Annotated in this window: 17 protein-coding genes and 1 pseudogene; 13 read left to right on the top strand and 5 right to left on the bottom strand. The window is 33.8% G+C overall.

Annotated elements, in window-relative coordinates:
* Position 1 precedes the first annotated feature (1 nt).
* From flhA to LSO06_RS01340, 8 genes and pseudogenes are all read left to right on the top strand, one after another.
* A complete protein-coding gene (flhA, locus tag LSO06_RS01375; RefSeq protein ID WP_231760300.1) occupies positions 2 to 2,092 on the top strand; it encodes a flagellar biosynthesis protein FlhA in 2,091 nt (696 codons plus the stop codon).
* The gene (gene flhF, locus LSO06_RS01370) at positions 2,092 to 3,258 is read left to right on the top strand and encodes a flagellar biosynthesis GTPase FlhF (protein ID WP_231760299.1); all 1,167 of its coding nucleotides are present in this window, start codon (positions 2,092 to 2,094) and stop codon (positions 3,256 to 3,258) included. Before flhA ends, flhF begins: the two co-directional genes overlap by 1 nt.
* 12 nt (positions 3,259 to 3,270) lie before the next feature.
* Positions 3,271 to 4,161, top strand: a complete 891-nt coding sequence (locus LSO06_RS01365) for a MinD/ParA family protein (protein ID WP_231760298.1) — start codon at positions 3,271 to 3,273, stop codon at positions 4,159 to 4,161.
* Between the two features lies 1 nt (position 4,162).
* On the top strand, positions 4,163 to 4,693 hold the full coding sequence (locus LSO06_RS01360) for a hypothetical protein (RefSeq protein WP_231760297.1): 531 nt from the start codon (positions 4,163 to 4,165) through the stop codon (positions 4,691 to 4,693).
* Positions 4,694 to 4,695: 2 nt separating this feature from the next.
* Complete coding sequence (locus LSO06_RS01355; RefSeq protein ID WP_231760296.1) at positions 4,696 to 6,603, top strand: FapA family protein; 1,908 nt, start codon at positions 4,696 to 4,698, stop codon at positions 6,601 to 6,603.
* A gap of 17 nt (positions 6,604 to 6,620) precedes the next feature.
* Positions 6,621 to 6,932, top strand: coding sequence for a hypothetical protein (locus LSO06_RS01350; RefSeq protein ID WP_231760295.1), 312 nt, complete (start codon positions 6,621 to 6,623; stop codon positions 6,930 to 6,932).
* A gap of 15 nt (positions 6,933 to 6,947) precedes the next feature.
* Positions 6,948 to 7,503: pseudogene (locus LSO06_RS01345) on the top strand (hypothetical protein).
* The gene (locus LSO06_RS01340; RefSeq protein WP_231760294.1) at positions 7,445 to 8,923 is read left to right on the top strand and encodes an Hsp70 family protein; all 1,479 of its coding nucleotides are present in this window, start codon (positions 7,445 to 7,447) and stop codon (positions 8,921 to 8,923) included. Before LSO06_RS01345 ends, LSO06_RS01340 begins: the two are co-directional and overlap by 59 nt.
* Positions 8,924 to 8,957: 34 nt before the next feature.
* On the opposite strand, the gene lepB is transcribed toward LSO06_RS01340, so the two are convergent.
* Positions 8,958 to 9,482, bottom strand: a complete 525-nt coding sequence (gene lepB / locus LSO06_RS01335; RefSeq protein WP_255673277.1) for a signal peptidase I — start codon at positions 9,480 to 9,482, stop codon at positions 8,958 to 8,960.
* 49 nt (positions 9,483 to 9,531) lie between these two features.
* Here lepB and LSO06_RS01330 point away from each other — a divergent pair, with 49 nt between their 5' ends.
* Complete coding sequence (locus LSO06_RS01330) at positions 9,532 to 10,782, top strand: peptidoglycan DD-metalloendopeptidase family protein (protein WP_231760293.1); 1,251 nt, start codon at positions 9,532 to 9,534, stop codon at positions 10,780 to 10,782.
* Position 10,783: 1 nt separating this feature from the next.
* On the opposite strand, the gene LSO06_RS01325 is transcribed toward LSO06_RS01330, so the two are convergent.
* Positions 10,784 to 12,151 carry a tetratricopeptide repeat protein gene (locus tag LSO06_RS01325; protein WP_231760292.1) on the bottom strand — a complete coding sequence of 456 codons (1,368 nt, stop codon included), beginning with the start codon at positions 12,149 to 12,151 and terminating at the stop codon, positions 10,784 to 10,786.
* A 205-nt stretch (positions 12,152 to 12,356) separates the two neighbouring features.
* Between LSO06_RS01325 and LSO06_RS01320 the strand changes: the two genes are divergently transcribed.
* Genes LSO06_RS01320 through LSO06_RS01305 form a run of 4 tightly spaced genes read left to right on the top strand, consistent with a single transcriptional unit; the run spans position 12,357 to position 18,839 of the window.
* A complete protein-coding gene (locus LSO06_RS01320; RefSeq protein ID WP_231760291.1) occupies positions 12,357 to 13,508 on the top strand; it encodes a hypothetical protein in 1,152 nt (383 codons plus the stop codon).
* Positions 13,486 to 15,654, top strand: coding sequence for a flagellar assembly lytic transglycosylase (locus tag LSO06_RS01315; protein ID WP_231760856.1), 2,169 nt, complete (start codon positions 13,486 to 13,488; stop codon positions 15,652 to 15,654). The genes LSO06_RS01320 and LSO06_RS01315 overlap by 23 nt, the downstream gene beginning before the upstream one ends.
* A 14-nt stretch (positions 15,655 to 15,668) precedes the next feature.
* Complete coding sequence (locus LSO06_RS01310) at positions 15,669 to 16,463, top strand: undecaprenyl-diphosphate phosphatase (RefSeq protein WP_231760855.1); 795 nt, start codon at positions 15,669 to 15,671, stop codon at positions 16,461 to 16,463.
* Between the two features lie 21 nt (positions 16,464 to 16,484).
* Positions 16,485 to 18,839 (top strand): DNA translocase FtsK, encoded by a 2,355-nt coding sequence (locus LSO06_RS01305; protein ID WP_231760290.1) that lies wholly within the window; start codon positions 16,485 to 16,487, stop codon positions 18,837 to 18,839.
* A 37-nt stretch (positions 18,840 to 18,876) separates the two neighbouring features.
* Here LSO06_RS01305 and rpsU read toward each other — a convergent pair whose 3' ends face one another.
* Genes rpsU through recJ form a run of 3 tightly spaced genes read right to left on the bottom strand, consistent with a single transcriptional unit; the run spans position 18,877 to position 22,155 of the window.
* A complete protein-coding gene (gene rpsU / locus LSO06_RS01300) occupies positions 18,877 to 19,089 on the bottom strand; it encodes a 30S ribosomal protein S21 (protein ID WP_120104064.1) in 213 nt (70 codons plus the stop codon).
* A gap of 16 nt (positions 19,090 to 19,105) precedes the next feature.
* The gene (locus LSO06_RS01295) at positions 19,106 to 20,041 is read right to left on the bottom strand and encodes a M23 family metallopeptidase (protein WP_370639782.1); all 936 of its coding nucleotides are present in this window, start codon (positions 20,039 to 20,041) and stop codon (positions 19,106 to 19,108) included.
* Complete coding sequence (recJ, locus tag LSO06_RS01290) at positions 20,041 to 22,155, bottom strand: single-stranded-DNA-specific exonuclease RecJ (RefSeq protein ID WP_231760288.1); 2,115 nt, start codon at positions 22,153 to 22,155, stop codon at positions 20,041 to 20,043. Before recJ ends, LSO06_RS01295 begins: the two co-directional genes overlap by 1 nt.
* Positions 22,156 to 22,170: the final 15 nt, after the last annotated feature.

The following is a 22,170-nucleotide window of genomic DNA, read 5'->3' as shown; positions in this document are numbered from 1 at the left end:
ATTGGATGCTAGAAGGAATACTGTATTGGGGTATTTGGGTTTGGCTAATAAGTCGGACCTAGTAGTTTCGGTTGGTTTAATACTTGTTGTTGTTGGGTTTATTTTACCGCTTCCTGCGTTTGTTTTGGATGCTTTGATTGCGGTTAATTTGGTGGTGAGTCTTTTAATTATTCTTATTGTACTTTATTCTAAGCGTTCACTTGATTTTTCGGTTTTTCCAACACTTTTGCTTGTCATGACTATTTTTGGTCTTGTTTTAAATATTTCTTCTACTAGATTAATTTTAACGAAAGGTGTGGGTTTTAATGGGCAAATGATAAGAGCTTTTGGAACATTTGTTATTGGGAGTACTGGGACTCAAGGTCTTGTTGTTGGATTTATAATATTTCTTATAATAATTGCGGTCCAATTTATTGTTATTACTAAGGGCGCTACGAGAGTTGCGGAGGTAGCTGCTCGTTTTGCACTTGATGCTCTTCCTGGGAAACAGATGGCTATTGATTCTGCATACAGTTCTGGAAATTTAACGGAAGAGGAAGCTACAAGACAGAAAAATGATTTACAGGCAGAGGTAAATTTTTATGGAGCTATGGATGGTGCTTCTAAGTTTGTTTCAGGGAATGTTAAGGTTGGTTTTTTAATAACTCTTATAAATATTGTTGGGGGGCTTTTAATAGGGGTTACTCTTCAAGGGCTTGATTTTAATGATGCTATCAACAATTATGTGTCTTTAACTGTTGGAGATGGGCTTGTGTCTCAGCTACCAGCGCTATTAATTTCAACAGCAACAGGACTTATTGTCACTAGATCAATAGCTAAAGATAGTTTCGGGGGAGAAGTCATTGAGCAGTTTACTTCTTATTTAGGAATTTATTGGATTGTATCTGGATTTTTATTATTTTTGGCATTTCTTCCGGGGTTTCCTACATTAATACTAATTTTGTTGAGTTTAGCTATAGCATTTTTAGCTTATTCACTTTCTAATCTAGCCAAAGATAAAGAATTTTATGAAAGGCAGAAGGCAGAAGAAGATAAGATATCAAGTTATGCTGAAAGAGAAGTTACCCCTGTTGTCCCACTGGATCCGCTATCTTTAGAGATCGGATATAATCTTGTTCCGATAGTGGATGATACAAAAACATCAGAACTTCTTGATCGTATCGTAAAAATACGTCGTGAGGTTGCGCTTGAATTTGGAATAGTTGTACCTAGGATTAGAATAGTTGATAATATGCGCCTTAGGTCTAATGAGTATTCATTTAAACTTAGAGGAGTGGAAGTTGGGCATGGGGAGATTAAGCTTGGTAAATTTTTGGTTATCAATGTGAGTTCTGATTCTGGTATAGAGGGAGAGCTTACAAAAGACCCTTCGTTTGGACTGCCTTCTCTTTGGGTAAATGATGATGGAAGAGAGGAGGCTGAAAAGTTGGGTTATACCGTAGTTGATCCACCTTCCATTATCGCTACCCATATGACAGAGCTTATTAAGAGGCATGCTTTTGAAATCTTAACTCGTCAAGATGTGCAGAATATTCTTGATGTGTTTAAGAAGGACTATGGAGCAATTGTTGAGGAAGTTTTAAAGGATTTTTCAGTCGGAGAAATTCAAAGAGTACTTCAGGGTCTCTTAAAGGAACAAGTTTCAATTCGCAATTTAGTTACAATTTTTGAAACAATAGCAGACTTTACAAGCATTACCAAGGATACGTTCTTTTTGATTGAAAAATGCAGACAAGCAATTGGAAGGCAAATAGTTAGTGGATATTTGGATTCTAATTCAGAGCTCAATGTAATAACAGTAAACCCAGAGTTTGAACAAAAAATAATTGAATCAAGGTTTGAATCTAATAATGACCTTATAAGCTCTCTTGATCCTAATTTGAGGACGAAGTTTATTTATGAGCTTTTTAAACTTATAAATGAAGTTCAATCACAAGGGTATTATCCTGTTGTACTTTCAAGTGAGTCTGCACGACCTATAATAAGGGTTTTAGTAAGTAGGGATCTTTCAGATATTGTTGTTATTTCTGTGTTAGAGGTTCCCAAAAATGTTAAGGTTAATGTGCTTAAGACAGTAGAGGTTGAGGAATAATGGTTCAATATTTTACAGAAAGAGGTCCAACCTATAATGAGGTCATAGAAACTATTAAGAAAAAGTATGGAAAGAACGCTAGGGTTATGACCTATAAGACCGTACCTTACGGGGGAATTTTTGGTTTATTTAGCAAGGATTGGATTGAGGTATCAGGTTATGTTAGATATGACATTGGGCAGCAACAAATAAATGTAGAGGAAGAAAAGCGTAAAATACTTCAAAGCATCAAGAAAGAAGAAGGGTCTTCAATTGAAGATGTGCTTAAGGAGGTTAAATCTCTTAAGAGTGAGCTTGCTCATAAGAAGGAGGAAGTTAATCATCCGACAATCTTGAAAATAGAAGATATATTGCGAGATAATGATTTTTCTGAAAATTACATTAGAGATGTTAATGATTTTATTAAGAAAGAGTTTAGTTTATCGGGCCTTGATGATTATGACAGGGTGAGGGACAGTGTGGTAGTACATATTGCTAGTACTATTAAATGCTCGGGGTCTCTTATTGATAATCTTAAGAAGAGGATTTTTATTTTAGTAGGCCCAACGGGGGTCGGGAAGACGACCACAATTGCAAAGCTTGCAGCAATTTATGGGATCAATGGCGATAATAAGAATTTAGATATTAAGATTATTACTATTGATAATTATCGTATAGGGGCTAAGAAACAAATTCAGACTTATGGTGATATTATGGGAATACCGGTAAAGGCAATTGAGTCTTTTAAGGATTTAAAGGAAGAGATAACACAGTCAAAGGATTTTGATCTTGTTCTTATAGACACTATAGGCAAGAGCCCTAAGGATTTCATGAAACTTGCTGAGATGAAAGAACTTTTGAATGCTTGTGGTAGTGATGCTGAGTTTCATTTGGCCGTAAGTTCTACTACAAAAACAGCGGATATTAAGGAGATATTTCATCAATTTTCTCCCTTTAATTATAGAACTATAATTTTTACCAAATTAGATGAGACAACATGTGTTGGGAATTTAATAAGTTTAATTCATGAGATGAAAAAGGAAGTTTCTTATGTTACAGATGGACAAATAGTTCCTCATAACATTAGTGTGGCAGATCCGCTCACTTTCATAAAGAAGATAAATGGGTACAGAATAAGCGATGACGTTGAATTCATTCGAAGGATTAAAAGCAAATCTTATTATTGAGGATAATATAAAATGGAAGATCAGGCTCAAAGTTTAAGAGATATTATGAGATTGAATAGTAAGGCTAATTTTGTTGTTGATGATAAAATTCAAAATAGTAGAACTCGATTTATTGCTATTACTAGCGGTAAGGGTGGAGTTGGTAAGAGCAATATTGCTGTGGGACTCGCCCTTAAGTATTCAAATCTTGGAAAAAAGGTTTTAATTTTTGATGCCGACATTGGGATGGCTAATGTCAATATTTTACTTGGAGTTATACCAAAGTACAATATTTATCACATGATTATGCAGGGTAGAGATATTAAAGAAGTAATAACAAAGACAGAATATAATATTGATCTTTTAGCGGGTGCTTCTGGAACAACGGAACTTTTAGATCTTTCAGATTCTGAGATGAGTCAGTTTATAAAAGAGTTATTAAAAGTTTATGAGTATGATATAGTTATCATAGATACCAGTGCAGGGATTTCAAGACAGGTAATTTCATTTTTGTTTTCTAGTGATGATGTAGTTATTATTACGACCCCAGAGCCTACTTCTATAACGGATGCTTATGGTATCATCAAGGTTTTAGCTCACAGGATGGAAAATTTAAAGAATTTAAGGCTTGTTGTTAACAGGGTTGCTAATGTAAGTGAGGGCAAGGTAGTTGCTAAGAAAGTTATTGATATATCAAGTCAGTTTTTAAATTTAAATATTGATTATTTGGGATATGTTTACGAAGACCAGAACATTAGAAATTCTGTTTTCAAACAGAGGCCTTTTATCTTGTTAACTCCTAACAGTAGGGCTAGTTATTGTCTTGATTCTATTGTGGCTACCCTTGAAGAGGTTTCTCTGGATAGTAAGAAGAGAAGGGGGGTTATAGGCTTTATATCTAAGTTTTTTGGTATGGAAAGGTGATATGTTGTTCGGTAGAGAAATTAGATATGTCTTATTATTTAGTACGGCTGCGTTTGTTGTTTCTGTTATCTTTGGCCTGCTTGCCCGAGTGTATTTTTTTACAATATTGTTTAGAGCATTTGTTCAATTTGTATTTTTTTTCTTTATTGGGATTTTAATAGAGTTTATATACAAAAAGTATTTATGTGATCTTTTTAAAGATGCACTAGTTAGTAGTAAGGGGAATGATGATCATGACAAGGGCGGAAAGTATGAAACTGGTGTAGTTGAGATGAGTTCTTTGTCCAACAGTGTTCCTGTTGATGAGAAGCGTGAGAGTGGTAGTGACTTTCTTGATGAGAAACGGGAGAGTGGCGGTGACTTTCAGTTTGTGGAAGAGATTGAGAAATATAATGTAGAGCATAGTAATAACAGGCCTAGTGGTAACATGCAGTTTAGCGATAAACTATCAAGTCAACTTTCATATCTTGAAGCCAATGATCCAAAAATTGTCGCTAAAGCTATTAAAACCTTGATTAACAGGAAGGAGTAGGTATGCCTAATAGTGTCAATTTTTCTGATTTTTGCAGCAAGATGAAGGATTATTTAGAGAGAGAGAATAATGTCAATCTAATAGAGGTAGAGGCAGACACTCTTGATGAGGCTTTAAATGATGCTTCTTTAGAGCTTGCAATCCCTTATAAAGATTTAGACTATGAGGTTTTGGAACGAGGAACTAATGGAATATTTGGATATGGTAGGAAAAAATGGAGAATAGTCGCTTATAAGAATTCTTATACAAAGCTTGGTGTTTCTGATGTTTTAGGCGCGGAAGAGAGAGATGAAGAAATTGTGTCAAAGGATGGTTTATTTTTCATCAGAAGATCTACTAGGGGTCTATTTTTAAAAGTTGTGGCACCCAAGGGGCAGGGAAGTGCTGTTGAGTTTGAGGATGTGATTAATAGGCTACACTTGGAGTGTAACATTGAAAATTTGAATATGGATTTTGTGCGAACCCTAGTTGAGAACGCCAATGGGAGTTATGAGCGGGTAGGTGATTTTGATGCTGATCCTTCTGAGAGTGTAACTATGATGGTTCAGATATCAGAAGATTCAATGTCAGTGACCATTGAATTTACTAGCCCTGGGGATAACGGCTGTGAGATATTAGATAAAGACATTTTTAATATTCTTAGAAAATATGGAATATCAGAGAAGGCATTCCTTAGGGAAAAGATAGAAAATTTTGTTGATTTTCCTATTTACGGTGAACCAGTCGAGATGGCAAGAGGGGTAGCTCCTGTTAGGGGGCAGGATTCTTGTGTTAATTTAATCTTTGATAATAAAAATCTTGGTGAGTCTGGTACTTTGGGTGTTGAATTTAGGAATGTTAATGAAGGGGAGGAGTTGGCAGAGATTGTTCCCTTTTCAGAGGGTATTGATGGGTATACTGTTTTTGGGAAAGTACTAGAAGCAGAAGATGGTAGTGAGCTGGAAGTTACTCTGGGTGAGAATACCGTACGGGAAGGAAATAAAATTATTGCAAAATGTGGTGGATATGTGACTGTTTTGAGTGGGGTGATTACTGTTCATGATGTTTATGTTGTTGAGGGTGATGTTGGACCTGGTACTGGTAATATAATAAATAATGGTATGGTTCTTGTTAAAGGGAGTGTTTTGGATGGATATAACATTATGGCTAAAGGTGGGATAGAAGTAAGTGGGCTTGTTGGTAGGTGTAATTTAAGGACAGATGGGCCCCTTATTTTAAGTAGTGGTGCTAATGGGAAGGGAGGCTCTGAGATTTATTCAAAGACTGGCATTAAGGCCAAATTTTTGGAAAATGTTAGCATAAAGTGTCATGGTGATATTGAAGTTGTAAGGGGTATTGTTAATTCTGTGGTATCTTGTAAGCGGAGGGTCTTGTGCATCGGGAAGAAGTCTAAGATAGTTGGCTCTAATATACATGCGAGAGAGGAGGTGCGGGCGTATTCTATTGGATCTGAAGGTAATGCTGAGACTTCTCTTGAGGTTGGGTATGATCCTGAGATAAAAGATTTACTATCTAGGTTTACTAAGTATCTTGTAAAAATTGAGAGGAGATTAGAGGTCGTGTTAAAGGATATTTCTGTTTTAAGGAAGAGCGCCTTAGTTGCTACTGATAAGGCGGAGAAGTCTTTAAAAATTGACAGTTGTAATGAACTTCTTAATGAGAAAGAGGTTCTAGTTGCAGAGATAGCGATGGTGAAGAACAAGCAAGAAAGCTTACAGGGTGAACTTGAAGATAGCATGGTAGATGGTAGGGTTTTTGTTGAACATATTGCATATGCTGGAGTTAAGATACATATTAAGGGTGTTTATTATGAACTTTCAAGAGATTATAATAATGTGACTTTTGTGGAAGATGACGAGATTATTAAGACGGTAGCTTATATTCCCTTTAACCGTAGTAATGGGTTATAGACTATAGGAGGTGCTTTATGGATATTAATAGTGTACCTGAGGGTATAAATGTAATCACGCAGAGTGCTTTTAAGGTTAGTGAAATTTCAAATGAGGACTTGAGAAATAAGAAGATAAGGGACGACAAGAGGTTGAGTTTAAATCCAAATAAGAGTTACCATGTGGATTCTGAGGTAAACAGCATATACCCTGCTAGTGGCATAAGGGGTGAGGATATAAATTTTACCGTATTGGTAAGGGCTAGAGTTAATGAAAGGGATAAAGAGAGTGCATGTAGAATTGGATTTAACGATCCAAAAATAGGAAGGAATGTTGATATTGAGAGGTAGATTGGGGCATTTTACATGTTTATTTTGTTTTGTTTTGTTTTGATTTGTTTTGTTTTCATATATTTTCATGTTTATATTGGCTTGAAAATAAAGTCTAATAGCATACTCAGGAAATTTAGGAGTGAGGTAGATAAAACTATTATTGAGATTAATCAGGCCACTGATCGTAATATAAATATCATTGAAATAAAAATTGAGAGTTTAAATAGAATAATTAAAGAGGTTGATGAGAGAATAGAAATACTTGATCACAGGTTATCAGGATTTAATCCTCATTCAATTTCAATGGGGAATAATGATTTTGGAATTAGAAATGATTCTAGTGTTTATAAGAATAATTTGGATTATTCAATACCTACTATTGAGAAAAATATAATAAGGGAAGGGTATGATATACGGCAGCAGGTGATTTCACTCTATGAACAAGGGATGTCTTTGGAAATTATTTCTAAGAAGTTGAAGCTAGATTTGGGTGAAATTGAGTTGATTATTTCGATTCATAGGGGTAGTTAATGAAAAGATGGATAGGGATAGATTTTGGCACTACAAATACTGTGGTGTCCTATTTTGACAGTGGCGCTAGAGTGATATTAAATGATAGGGGCGAGAGAATGACACCTTCTGTTGTCTCTTTTACAGATTCTGGTGTTGTTGTAGGTAATTGTGCTAAATGTCAGATCTTGGTAAATCCGGATAAAACTTTTTACAATTTTAAAGTCAATATAGGTACTGGGATTTCTTATAGGGTAGGAGAGGATTTATATAGGGCTGAGGATATTGCTTCTTATTTGCTCTTGCATATCAAGAAGAACGCTGAGAAATTTTTGGAAGAAGAAATAAGTGATGCTGTAATAACGGTCCCTGCTTATTTCGCTGAGGTGCAAAGAAGAGGCATAGTGGAGGCTGCAAGTCTTGCAGGATTACGCTGTAGAGCAATCCTTAATGAACCAACAGCGGCGGCTATATCTTACGCTTTTGAAAAGCAAGTAGAGGGTTTTTTTCTCGTTTATGATCTTGGTGGTGGTACTTTTGATGTTGCTCTTTTGGAAAAGCGAGGCGATGCTTATACTGTCCTCTCGACCAAGGGTGAGAATAAACTTGGAGGTAATAGTTTTAATGAGGAAATAGAAAAGGGTGTTTTAAGTAATTTTAGAGAAAAATACCCCAGTATTGATTTGGATGATTTTGTTCTTCTTGAGCAGATAAGAGATAAAATCGAGGAAGCTAAAAAGAATTTATCTGTTATGGATGAAGATAGTATTGTGTTACCTTTTCTTGATGGTAAACATTTAGATTATAAGCTTACAAGGAAAGATTTTGAGGCAATGATTGACCAGTTCATAAATAGGACCGTTAATCTTACAAATGATTGCATTTCTGATTCGGGAATTAACCCTGAGAGTGTTTCAAAAATAGTGCTTTCGGGAGGTTCAACCAGGATTCCTCTGGTCAAGCAGAAGTTGGAGAATGCTTTTCCTGAAATTGAGGTTTTAGACTCTCTAAATCAGGACGAGGTTGTTTCAATGGGGGCGAGTATTCAGGCCTTTAGTTTATTAAATGAAAGCACTCTCATCAATTTTAAAGATATAACACCTTATTCCCTTGGAATTGAGACTCGCAATGATGGATTTTTTACTTTAATTAAGAGAAATACTCCGTTGCCAGTCTGTGAGAGAAAAATTTTTACAACAATGAATGATTATCAAGAAGAGATTGAGATACATGTGCTACAGGGTGAATATGGAAAGTCTTCTTTAAATTATTCCATAGGTAGGTTTTTTTTTAGTAATATACAAAAAGCGTTAAAGGGTATTCCAAGGATAGAGATACTTTTTAGTTTAGATGAAAGTGGTATTTTAAATGTTGCTGCGAGAGATTTAGATACTAATATCTCTAAATCCATTGAAATAAGAATAACTAGTTCCTTTGATAGTAGTAGCATTGGGAGTATGTATGAGGATATCATCGATTTTGATGAGAGTGATTCTTGATAAGTTGATTTTGATAGGATATTAATCCTGTGGCTTATTGTAGACTGTATATTATTTTGCCAGTTATGTTGTTTATGTCTACAAATCCATATTCTCTAGAATCAAGGGAGGCTTGTTTATTTTCTCCTATTACTAGGTAGTAGTTTTTTGGAATGGATTCGTTCTTTAGTGTTTCTAAATGTTTCTCGCTTATGTTAAAGTTCAGGTTGTCTATACTTATTACGTTTTTTTTTACCTTTATAAAAGATGCACCTGGTGTAGCGAAAATTTTTTTGACCGAGGTCTTCTTTGTTATGGGATCTTTAATAATCACCATATCGTTTTTTTTAGGCGCGTTCCATAGCACCATGTATTCTCCTCTTTTACTTAGTCTTATACCGTAGGCTAAATTGTTGCTTATGATCCAATTTTTTTCTATAAGTGTAGGCAACATTGAAGAACCTTTAACCAAGTAAAAAGATAACGATAGTTTAACGGTGACTAACATTAGCAGTAAAGCCAATGCAACAGAGACCAGATTGTCTTTATATAGTTTTACTATTGTCTTAAGAACTTCCATTGAATGTTTTTTTATAAATATGCATCCCTAGTGTATAATAAGGCATAATATGATTATACCAAAAAAGGGACAGAGTGTAGGGAAAAGAAATAGAAATTTTTTGTTTAGTAAAACCAATAGAGGTGATTTTGAATTAAAAGATTTTAGTAATGTTTTAGAACCTACTAGAAAAAGAAGGAGTAGGTCTTTTAGATTTGTAAATTTTTTCAGAAAACCTTTTTATGTGATTAATTTATTTTTAGCTTTAGTTAATCCTAGAACGATAGTTACTAGGGGTTATAAGTATCAGCATTCCTATAAGCATCCTGGAGTTAAGCTTGGGAATGCTTTCAATGTTAGTTTAGGTTATGGTTTTATTTTTAGATTGAATGCCGTAATTTTTGTTTTAATATTAGTCTTTTATTTAAATATTTTTTCCTATTATGGTTCCTATATGTTTCTCAATAGGCTTAGCTTTCCCAAGGATTATTTTATTGATACTTTTTTATATTATGGCGATCAAGATTTAAATCAGATTAATAATGATCTATTTACTGCAAACGGAAATAATTATGAAGGCTTAAAAAAGCCTTTGATTTTAAAAGTCGTTAAGCATAAGATTAAGCCAGGAGAGACGCTTTCTCATGTTGCTTCCAGATATAACATAACAAGTGAAACTTTAATCTCTTATAATCGAATTAAAGATGTAAGAAATATTAGACCCAATTTGGTGGTTAATGTGCCTAATATGAAAGGGATTCTTCATACTGTCGCGAAGAATGATTCTTTATCTTCAATTGCAAAAAAATATAACATTACCAAAGTAGATATTCTTGATGCTAATAATCTTGATAATGAAGTACTATCTTTGGGGCAAGATCTCTTTATCCCAGGTGGAAGAATGGCTAGGGAAGCGCTCAGAGATGCTTTAGGGGAGGTTTTTCTCTTTCCAACGCAAGGAGTTATTACCTCTGGTTATGGATATCGGCCAGATCCTTTCACGAGGGTTATTAGTTTTCATAATGGGATTGATATTGCAAATGCGGCTAATACACCTATTAAGGCAGCGAAAGAGGGCATTGTAGTAACGGTTGGGTTTAATGCTGGGGGATATGGAAAATATATTGTTATCTCACATAGTAGTGGCTTTCAGACTCTTTATGCTCATCTAGGTTCTTTTGCGGTCAAAGTAGGACAAAGAGTTGCAAGAGGGCAGGTGATAGGGCACATGGGGAGCACAGGATATAGTACAGGAAACCATTTGCACTTCACTATTTTTAAGGATGGAAAAACAGAGAATCCTATGAAATATCTCAGATAAATTAGTGGTACTTCGATATATTTACCTTTTTCAATATTTGTATTAATTTCTTTCCTTCTATCAGATCAATTAGTCGGCCTTCAACCATTTGTTTGGATTTAGAGGAAAATACGGCTGGTGCTATGCAGAGACCTTTTAACTTATTTTCTTTAGTTTTTGAAATAAGATCTCTTAAGAATAATTCTCCTACGATTTCTTGCTCCGTTCTAACAAATCGCACTATTAAATTTTCCTCCCATTGATTATTTGCAAGTTGAAAGTTTATGTCTATAAATTGAGAAGTAACCTCATTTGTCTTAGCATCTCTTACTTGAAATTTATTTTTGTATATCCTAACGACAATTTCACCGGCCAATTTTTCAAATTTTTCTTTAGAACATTTAAGATATGTTCTAAGAGACAGATTTTCGTTTAGCTTTCTACTAAATTCTAGTTTTTCGCCGACTTTTTTATAGTGTGCGTCAGCTCTTTCAACTTGAATAAAAACGTCGGTTGCCTTTTGATAGTTTTCACATTCCATGTAAAGCTCTCCCAGTTTATAAAACAGTTCAAGAAATATTTTTTTGGGTAAATCAGGTTTCAATTTAATGATCTCTTTAACATTTTTTTCTAACTTTTCTAGGTTATTATTTTTCGCATGAACCTCAGACTCAATTAAAAGAGATTCGTATAGCATTCCGTCTCTGTATCTTAAGTTATCTGCAATCTCAAGAGCAAGACGGTCTTTATTGAGTTTAAATAAGCATTTAGCATAAATTAAAAGAGCATTTACGTCGTTTTGTATGTAATTTTTTATGTTATTAAATATTCCAGCTGCCTTATGATAATTTTCCATATGGAAAAGAACTATTCCTATGTATTTTAGGGCTTGCTGATTTTCTTTATCAAATTTGTATATCTTTGTAAGATAGTGGAGAGCCTCCTTATAATAGTCATTTTTTAGGAAAGCTATTCCAAGATAGAAGTTAACTTCTGTATCATTCTTTTTTATTGCATAGGCCTTTTTGAGGTATTCCAGCGCTTCTCTGTTAAAATTTCTCTCAAGGTTATAAAACCCATAACTTAAAAAAGCCTTAAGAGAGTCTATATCTTGGCTTATAGGATTTTCTGCTATAAGGTGGCATAACTTTTTTGCATACTTAATACCATTCTCAGGATCCTTGTTGTCATAATAATAATTGTTTAAGGTTTGAAGAGCTCTTATTTCGTTTGGATTTGTTTTTAGTATGTTTGTAGCTTTTTCTATTAACTTCTTGGTTCTTTCTGATTCTCTGTCTTTTGTTTGTGTGGCTTTTGTTGTAAGCCTGAAAAATAGAATCAACAAAATGGATACTATCAACGAGGGAACTATTATGAAAAATGAATACACCTAAATTCCTCCTAAACCTACATAATACACCTAAATTCCTCCTAAACCTATATTTGGTGATATCACATGAAAAACGTAAATAATAGTCACAGCGTTCTTATTTTGAATAAAAACTAGCTATAAGTTGAATATAACATTACTTATATTATATTATAACTACTATGAATAAATTTGTTTTTGCAAGAAAACGAAAAGGTTGGATTTCTTGAAAGGGTTTTTAGCAATAAGGCTTTCTGGTAAGGATTATTTTCAGGTTTTAGGCTTGGAGGATGTTTCTGTAAAAAAAGTGGTATTGGGTAAGCTTTTAGATGAAACTAATGTGAAGTTGGATTTTTATGTTAGTGAGTTTGAAAATTTTCCTAATCCTGTTCTTCTCGGATCTTTTTTCTTGGATGGTCTTACCAAGGAGAGTTCTGATATAAATGTTTATTTTAAAGTGGATTCTGAGATACTTTATGTTTATGGCGAGTGCGGAGGATTTGAGAGTAAAGTTAGATTTGATTTGAGCTTGGTGAATCTTGGCATAAATTCAGGGGAATTTGATGGAGAGCAACTTAAAGATATGATTGTCTCTGATGCTGGTGATTTAGATATTAGGGGCGGGGTTTCTGAAAATTTAGATGGTATGTTTGAGCAAGATAAAGATAATTCTTCTTCAAACATCCTAGATAATGTTGATAACTTACCTAATACAGGAGATTTGTATTCTTTAGGTGAATCTAGTTTAGTTAATGAAGAAAATTTAGGGGGAACTGGCTCACCAAACACAGGCGATGATTCATCTAGTGCGCTAGAACTCGAGTCTGGGACTGATTTAAAAGAGGTGGACGTTAAGCTTGAGGGAGATATTTTTGATTCTGATGGGTCTTCCCATGCTGTGAATGAATTGGGTGATTTAGGGGTAGATGCGGCTAGTTTAGATGGTTTTTCCTCTGTTGGCAGTGATATTAGTTTTGATTCTAATAATTATGCTGCGGGATTCGCTGAGGATGAGGATATTGATTTTAGTAGTATTAATATTGCAGATTATAGAGATGCTGATGATTTGAGTGTTGATGATATTATTGCAGATATTGATAAGGATTTAGAAGAGGGTGTGGTTGATGATGTCTTTTGGGATGACAGCAAGGGATTTGGTGTGGGTATTGGAAATGAGCAGTTAAATACGGATTTAAGGGAAGGTTTTGCGAGAACTTTTATGCTTTATTTAAGTCTTACTTCTTTATTTTTGTTGATGTTTTTTTCATTACTTTTGATTTTTTCTAAAGTTTTAAACCCCAGAAATTTGGGGGTTTCTTATCATTGTGTGTTTGAGGAAGGAAAGATTGAGAAGTATGAAAGAAGTTCTCGTGTTTAAGAAAGTATTTTTGTTGTTTGGTCAGGCTGTCTTTTCTTTTTTGTTATTACTAAGTTTATTATTTTGTTCTTTTGAAAAGAAATCTTTAAATGGTGTTGTGCAGAGGAATGCAAATAATTTTGATTTGAATCATTTGCACTGGTTATGGAATTTTGATTATGAGGGGCAAGATTTTGATGAGTATTTTGGTATAGATCCAAATTCGTATTTGTATGTTGCCTATCTTTTCAGGAAAATAGGATATGAAGAAAAATTTAAGGAATATATGTTTAAAGCTATAGAGAGTGGAAATGATATTGTTGCTCAGTTTGCTGGTGTTAGGCTTCTGGAATATCATAATGCAAGGAGAGAGTATTTTGATGCTGAACTTGTTGGGCGTAAGCTTTACGATAAATATGAAGATAATAAATATATTGTATTGGGATATTTTAGAAGTCTTTATTGGCAAAAAAAGAACGCCGAGGCTCTTTTAGTGTTAAATAAGTTAGATAAAATGAATCTTTTAGAGACACAGGTGAGTGAGAATATTTTGTTTAAAGCTGTTCTTTATTTCAATATTTCAAGTGTTAATGAGTCATTAGTTCATTTTAGAAAATTATTTGAGGATTTACCAGCAAGTCATCTACATGTAAGGGCTCATGATTATCTCGTTGCAGATGAGAGGGGTGGACGTTTAAGTACAGAGTTTTTAAATCTTGTTAAGTTTAAGGCCTTACTGGCCAATGGGAGCCCAGAGGGTGCGATAAATATATTAAGCAATAAGCTAAAGGGGTATTTTAACAATTTCATATTTTTAAATGATGTTTATAAGGCTTTTCTGGCTTCAGGGCGTATAAGTAAGGCGTTTTCTTTCTTTGGTAATCTAGATAGTGTTTATAAAGATTACTATTTGGGTCTCATAGGTTTGAGGTTAAGAACAGAATTGGGCTTTTCTACTGTGATTAAGTATTTGGATAATAATTCTTTAAAAAATGAACTACATAGGCTGGAGATGCTAAATGAGGTGTTTAGCAATTTAATATTTACAAAAAATACAAGAGATTATTTTTCTCAAAACATATCTAGATTTTATACAAATGAAGATGGTAATAATCCTGGATTTATTAAGGTATTGGATGAATATATTTTAGAAGTCATTCAACTTGAAGATTATGATAATCTGTACACGCTCTATCATAATGGCAAGGATGTACTTGGTGATGTCGTTTTATCTAGACTTGCTTTTATTAACGCAAGACTTATATATCACAAATTTGTTAGGGCTAAGTCGGATGATGAATATGAGGATCTTTTGCGTTCTTCTGTTCAATATAATAAGACATCTTATTCTTCTTTTATGAGTAAATATTTGTTGGATCAAGATGTTGATGGTTTTTTTGAAAATACTTTGGATATTGATTATAGCCAGTCTGATTATGAAAGGTTTTTGGAGGGGTTTCTGAGATTTAATTTGCATTCTTATGTTAGTGTTTTTGTTGCAGATGATTTTAAGAATGGTTACAGATTTTCTCCTAATTTTTACCGTGGTCTTTATGATGAACTTGTAAGGCATGAGTATTACTATGATGCCACGCTTGCTATTAATTACCTTGCAAGGCAAGATAAATCTGCTTTAAAAAGAGACGATTATAAGCGTCTCTATCCTTATTTGTATAGTTCCTTGGTCAAATATTGGTCAAAGAGGAGGCTTCTTGAACCCAGTCTTGTTTTCTCTTTAATAAAGGCCGAGAGTAGTTTTAAAAGAGATGCTGTATCTAAGCCTGGTGCTGTTGGGCTTATGCAGGTTATGCCCACTACGGCAGTTGATATATCTAGAGAGATTAAGTATTATGATTACGATTTGAAGCAGCCGAAAGACAATGTTATTATAGGAACTTATTATCTGAAAAAAAGAATAGGAACATTGGGGGATGTTTATAAGGCTCTTGCGTCTTATAATGCTGGTATTGGGAATGTTCGTAAGTGGGAACAGGCCTACGGGCATATGCCTAGGGAGCTTTTCATCGAAGCGATTCCCTTTGGACAGACTAGAAATTATGTCAAGAAAATATTGGTCTATTCTGTAATGTATGATGCGTTGTATGAGGGTAAGGGAATGAATTCTGTAGTGGAGTATATTGTGGGTAGGTTGCCCAAGGCATCCTAGGTTGTTGAGAAGTGCTGGTGAATCCTTTTAAGGTTATTATTTTAGGAGCTGTTCAAGGGATTGCTGAGTTTTTGCCTATCTCTAGTTCGGGTCATTTGTTGCTTTTGAAGAAGTATATGGGACTAGAGATTCCGATAGTATTTGATGTTTATTTGCATTTTGCAACTGTTCTAGTCGTAGTGATTTATTATCGCAGTCGAATATTAGAACTTTCCCTGAGTTTAGTGAGGGTTTTTTTAAGAAGGACTACTTTACTGGACTTGGAGAATTTAAAGACTATATTGCTTATAGCAACGATTACTTTTATTACGGCGTTTGTTGGAATTTTTATAGAAATGTTTGAAGAAGTATTTACTCTTGGTGTTGTTTTATTAAATTTCGTTTTAACGGGTATTTTATTATTGTTACTTGAATTTAGGCTTTTGATTTTTAATTTGAAAAATAATATTCTGTTTTCAGGGGTTTTTATTGGGATTATGCAGGGAATTGGCGCAATGCCTGGTATTTCTCGTTCGGGGATTACAATTTTTGCTTCAATTTTTCTTGGGTTTAACAGGTTAAAAGCATTTGAAATTTCGTTCTTATCTTTGATTCCCATTGTGTTAGGGAGTTTATTGTTAAAACAGAAGGAATTGTTTGCTTTGAATATGGTTTTTAGTGTTTTTGAAATAAACTTAGGAGCGGCTGTTGCTTTTGCTATTGGGCTATTTTCAATAGGTTTATTTGTCAGAGTACTTAAGGAAAGCAGGGCTTATTATTTTTCAGCTTATTTATTTTTTCTCTCTGGTGTGGTTTATTTCTTTCTTTGATTTTAATAGGGCTAGTGGTGCATGAAGGGGTTTTACCAGTATTTTCAATTTTTATTTTTTTTTGTGTTGGCTATTATATCATTTTCACTTTGCGTGGCCTTAACTCCCATAGGGAATATATTTGTGTTTTTTATTTTCAATTTAATAGGGCAAATGCTACTAAATACCTTTTCGTTTCTGTCATTTTATTTAATACTCTATCCTCTTGTAAATTGGTATGTTTACAGGAACAATATGCTTAGTAAGAGATTTATATTTAATTGGAATTATACGGTTATTTTATTTTTTACTCTAACATTTTGGTTAAAAATTAACTCTAGTCTTGAAGGTTCTAGTTTTATTAATTGGTTTTTGAGTAATTTTGGAATAGAGATGGGGAATCTTTTTGTTTTTCTTCTGTTAATTTTAGAGTTTGTTATTTGGGGTTATTTGAATTACCTATTCTTTAAGAGAAGTGACTTTATCCTAGATGCGATTCGGTTTTTAGTGTTTAGGGTCCAAGTCTTGTTTGAAAGTTTATTTGCTTATTTTCCTTTTTTGAGCTCTTTAAGGATTAAAAAAGACATTAAGGTTTATGAAGATTTTGATAATGATTTGGATAGGAATGAAACTCATGTTGGGAAAGGTAATGTTATTAATGGCGAGGAGTATCAGGCTTTGTGGTCTTTTAATACATTTTCAAGAAAATCTAGTACACCTTCTAGTGTTAACTTAGATAAAACTGTTTTTGGTCAGCCAAAGGAATTGGATAGGTCATTCCCAGATGAGAGCTTGATGAGAGATCATGCTTTACGAAGTGAGCAGTATGATTTAAGTAGTGATGAATCTGAGCATAGACCGTTGTTGAAGTCTGATAGTAACAAGCTAGTAGCTAGTGGAAAAATTAAGGCCAGTGATATAAGGCATAGAGGAATAATAGATAGTATTGCCAGACTTTCAGATGATGATTTACTAGTAAGTGAGGTTGGTAGTGCTTATTTTATAGATATTTCTGTTTTCAATAAAAGAGAACCCAAGAGTGAGACGGAAGATATCGAATATGAGAGAGAGATACAAAAACAATCAATGATTCTACAGGAAACTTTTAGGGAGTTTAGTATTAACGCTAAGCTTATTGACGTTATTAAAGGCCCTGTTGTCACTATGTATGCCGTTCGTCCAGATAAGGGCATTAAGCTTTCAAGGATAACTTCCATATCGGATAACATTGCCTTAAGGCTTGCAGCAGTTAGGGTTCGAATTATTGCTCCTATACCTGGTAAGGAAGCTGTGGGGATTGAAATCCCCAATAAAAGACGTGAGTTTATTTTAATTTCAGAGATAATAGATAGTAAAGAATTCAGAGATAATTTCAAAATTCCTTTTGCACTTGGTAAAGAGATTAGTGGAGATAATGTTGTTTTTGATCTTGTTAATGCTCCTCACCTTTTAATAGCAGGAGCTACTGGGGCTGGTAAGTCCGTTTGTGTTAACTCACTTATTGCCTCCATTATTTTTTCAAAGTCTCCAGATGAGATTAAGCTTATAATGATAGATCCTAAAATAGTTGAACTTAAGCTTTTTAATGATATTCCACATTTACTAACTCCTGTTATTACTGATGTGCGTAGGGCGTTAGAGGCTCTTCGTTGGTGTCTTGATGAAATGGAGAGGAGGTATGTACTTCTTGATAATTTCCTTGTAAGGGATATTAATTCTTACAATAGAAAGGTGAGGGAAGAGGAATTAAATGAAGTCCCTCTTCCCTATCTCGTAATTATTATTGATGAATTTGCGGATCTTATTCTTTCTGCAAGGAAAGATTTGGAGAATTTGATTTCTAGACTTGCAGCTATGGCTAGGGCTGTTGGGATACATTTAGTCCTTGCCACTCAAAGGCCATCCGTTGATGTTATTACAGGGGTAATAAAGGCTAATTTTCCTTCAAGGATTTCTTTTATGGTAGCTAGTGCTATGGATTCAAGAATAATTCTTGGAGTTTCAGGGGCCGAGAAGCTTTTAGGAAAGGGTGATATGCTTTATGTGAGTCCTACGACTCCTTTTCCTCAAAGAATTCAAGGTGGATTTTTAGATGAAAGGGAAGTATATAGGCTAGTTGAGGAGGTTAAGAAATTCGGCGTTCCAAATTATATTGACGATGAAATATTCATTGACAACGTAGGTGGAGCGGAAAAGATAGCTATTAGCTCGGCAGACGAACCCATGTTCGATGAAGCTCTTGAAATCGTTCGCTCTACAAGAAAAGCCTCTGCTTCTTATCTGCAAAGACGCCTAAAGATAGGGTACAACAGAGCCGCAAGAATCATCGAGCTTATGGAAGAGATGGGATATGTGGGTGTTGCGAAAGGCTCAAAGCCACGAGATGTCCTCATTTAGTTTATAAAAAGAGGTACTCAGAATTGAATACCTCTTTTTACTGTCTTCCAATTTTTTGTTTCAATTTTCTGACTTTTTTTGCCTGCTTTCTTTTAAACGCCTTTTCTTTCTTAACCCGAATGGTAGACGGTTTCTCATAATATTCCCTTCTTTTCCACTCTCGAATTATCGCCTCTTTCTCAATCATCCTCTTAAAACGTTTCAATGCTTTTTCTAGGCCTTCATTCTTGTCCACGTTGACAGTTACCAAAAAATCACCCCCTTTACTACCTCACCTTCTCAATATGATTGATTATTTTATTTTTGTCAATAAGCATATGATTTAGGAAGAAATCTGGATTTACAGCAACCCCATTAACTCTAACTTCAAAATGTAGATGAGGGCCTGTAGAAATACCCGTGTTTCCAACATTTCCAATATACTCTCCGGTATGAACTATTTTGTCTTCTTTAACTCCAAATTTTGATAGATGTAGATAAATTGTATATACACCTGGTAAGTGTTGAATAATTACAGTTTTTCCGGTAATTTCTCTGTCTTTTGCAAATACTATTTTTCCTCTGCCAGCTGCGAAAATAGGTGTTTTTTCTTTCTTAAAAGAGGCATAATCTTTTCCTTTATGCATTGTGAGACTTGATATTTTTTTATTGTCTTGTATATAAACTCTCTGATCTCCGTAAGGACTGCTTATTCTATATTGATCTTTGATAGGGTGAACTAAGGTATCGTAGTGGTATATTGACGTATCTCCTGTGTTTCCAATTATATTCCATAATATAAGAGCTTGTTCTTTCGCTTTTACGGATTTTTGACGCTTGAAAATCTTTGCTTTTTTTTTGTCTAGCTCGACAGTTGTTTTCCTAAATTCAAATTTTTTTATTTCTATTTCCTTGATATATTTTCCATTTTCGAATTCTATTTCAATTTCTCTCATTCCTTCTTTAATCATCGGTGTAATTCCTAATAACGCTACGTAATATGTTTTGTTAGCTACCTCAAATTTGAAAGGATAAGAGCTTAAAATAGGATTTTTGTTCTTACTCAGGAGAGACATTTTTTTAAAATTTTTGTTGCTTGCAAAGTAAGTGACTTCTCCTTGAAAGACTTCCCTTTCATAGTAGCCCTTTACTACGTCATTCCTTACCGCACTTAGGTTGAATGGGATTACAAACATAAGCAAGAAACTTTTTACGATAAACATTAATTTGATCTCTTTTTAATGTCCATAATTTTTAGTATTTTATCACCTTGACTGTAGAAGTCTTCGCTAACTGTGAATATTATGTCTATATTTTGTCCATCCTTAATGCCGAGATCTTGAATGTTTTGGGTCCCATTAAAGTAAATGGCCCTGTACTGGTCTTGATTATTTTTAATTTTCATGCTTATATGCTTTGAGGTGCCATTTTTATCAATTGTTCTGAGATCTTGGATGAGCACGTCCTCCATTGCTAAGGTAAATTCTCTAAATCCATGTCCATAAGGCTCAAATAAGTCGACTATTTTTAAAAGCTCTTGTTTTTTAAAGTCTTTAGGTATAACGGCATCAATGAGTATAGAGTCTTCATACTGGTCGCTGTATTCTATTTTATTAATAGCAAGTTCAAGTTCCTTAATGAACTCGTTTAAGACATTCTCATAAAGCGTAAACCCAGCGGCTGCTTTGTGGCCTCCAGAATTTATTAGTAAAGAACATGGTACCATTGAGATTAAATCTTTAGAGTTGATTTTGTTGTTTGATCTTATAGAGCCCTTGATTATGTTGTCTTGTTTTGTTAAGAAAACGGCAACTTTTTGATAATAAGAGGAGAGTCTTGTTGCCATTCTAGAACTAATTCCCTTTGGAGTATGTTTGTCATAGCATACAATGAATTTATCATTTTTGAAAATGGTATTCTCGTTATGTGTGTTCCAAGAAACATCTTCCTTACGTTTTCTTAAAGTATTTATACTCTTGATTTCTTTAAACCTGTTTTCTATTTTATTAACGTCTTCGGTTAACAAAAACTTAATCGTAATATCTGCTTTTTCAAGCCTTCCTGTTGAATTTAATATAGGGGCAATCTTAAAAGCGATGTCTGATGCGCTTATTGTTGGTTTTGTTAATATGTTAGCATCTTTTAGTAAACAGTTAATGGGAATTCTTTCCTTTAACGCAATTTCTTTAAGTCCTTCTTTTACAACAGTTCGATTTTCATTAATAATTGGCATATTGTCAGCAATGGTTCCTATGGCAACAAATTTAAGGTTCTTAAGACATTTTTTTAGCAAAGCTTTATTTGTCTCAAATATAATGTTATAAAAAACGTAATAAAGCTTGTCCTTAATATGAATTTCTCTATATTTAAAATTTTTTGTAATTTGAATGAGTTCTTTGAGCGTTTTCTTAGCGAATTTTGGATACTTTTTTATAAAAGCCTCACCAATATCAATTGTTTCAATTTCTATTTTTTGATTAAAGAATTCATTTAAAAGTTGATTTTGTTCATTTTTGTTAAATACAATTATGTATTTGCCTTTTGAAAACTCTTCTAGTTTGTTGATATTAATTTGTAGATCATCAGTGCTTTCTAGTAAGAGATGATTTTTTAAAATGTAGTTGTGTATTTCTATGGCATTAATAACAATTTTATCATTCAGTTTTTCTAAGAATAAAAACACAATGTTTTTATTATAAAGATCGGTAGTAGAAAGATATAGGGCAAGACATGCTTTAAAGCTGACATAGCATCCAGCTATTTCTTTAAATGGAGATAGGTCGCCTTTTAAATGGGGATTAATGATGATAATTTCTGTATCAAGCTCCTTGTTGGGAAGATGGTGATCTGTAATAATTACTTCTATATTTTTCGATCTCGCATAATTTGCTTCTTCAATGTTGGAAATGCCACAATCGACGGTAATTACGATTGATATTTTATCCTCAGATGCTTTATCAATCAATTCTTTTGTAATTCCATAAAACTCCCCATTAGAGGGTATCTTGTAGGTTACATTAATGCCAAAATCTTTAAGCGTCTCATACATGATGATCGTAGCCGTGATTCCGTCAGCGTCTTTATCTCCAAAGATTAATACACTTTCATTCTCTTCAATAGCTTCATTGATCCTGTAAATAAATTTATCTACGTTTTTTAGTAAAAATGGACTGTGCATTAAATTTACGCTATCTTCAATAAAGAATAAAAAGTCTTCCTCTTTAATCTCTCTTCTCATGAGTAGCGTTGCTTCAAGAAGGCTGATTTTATATTTCTTTGCGATATTTATTACATTCTCTTTTTTTATATCAATTTCTTTTTTTTTCCAAATTTTCATTTCTTGTTCCAGTTT

The organism is Borrelia sp. RT5S (assembly GCF_021165755.1).
Lineage (GTDB): Bacteria > Spirochaetota > Spirochaetia > Borreliales > Borreliaceae > Borrelia.
Note: the sequence above shows the minus strand (reverse complement) of the source record. Positions and strands in the feature narration are given on the sequence as shown.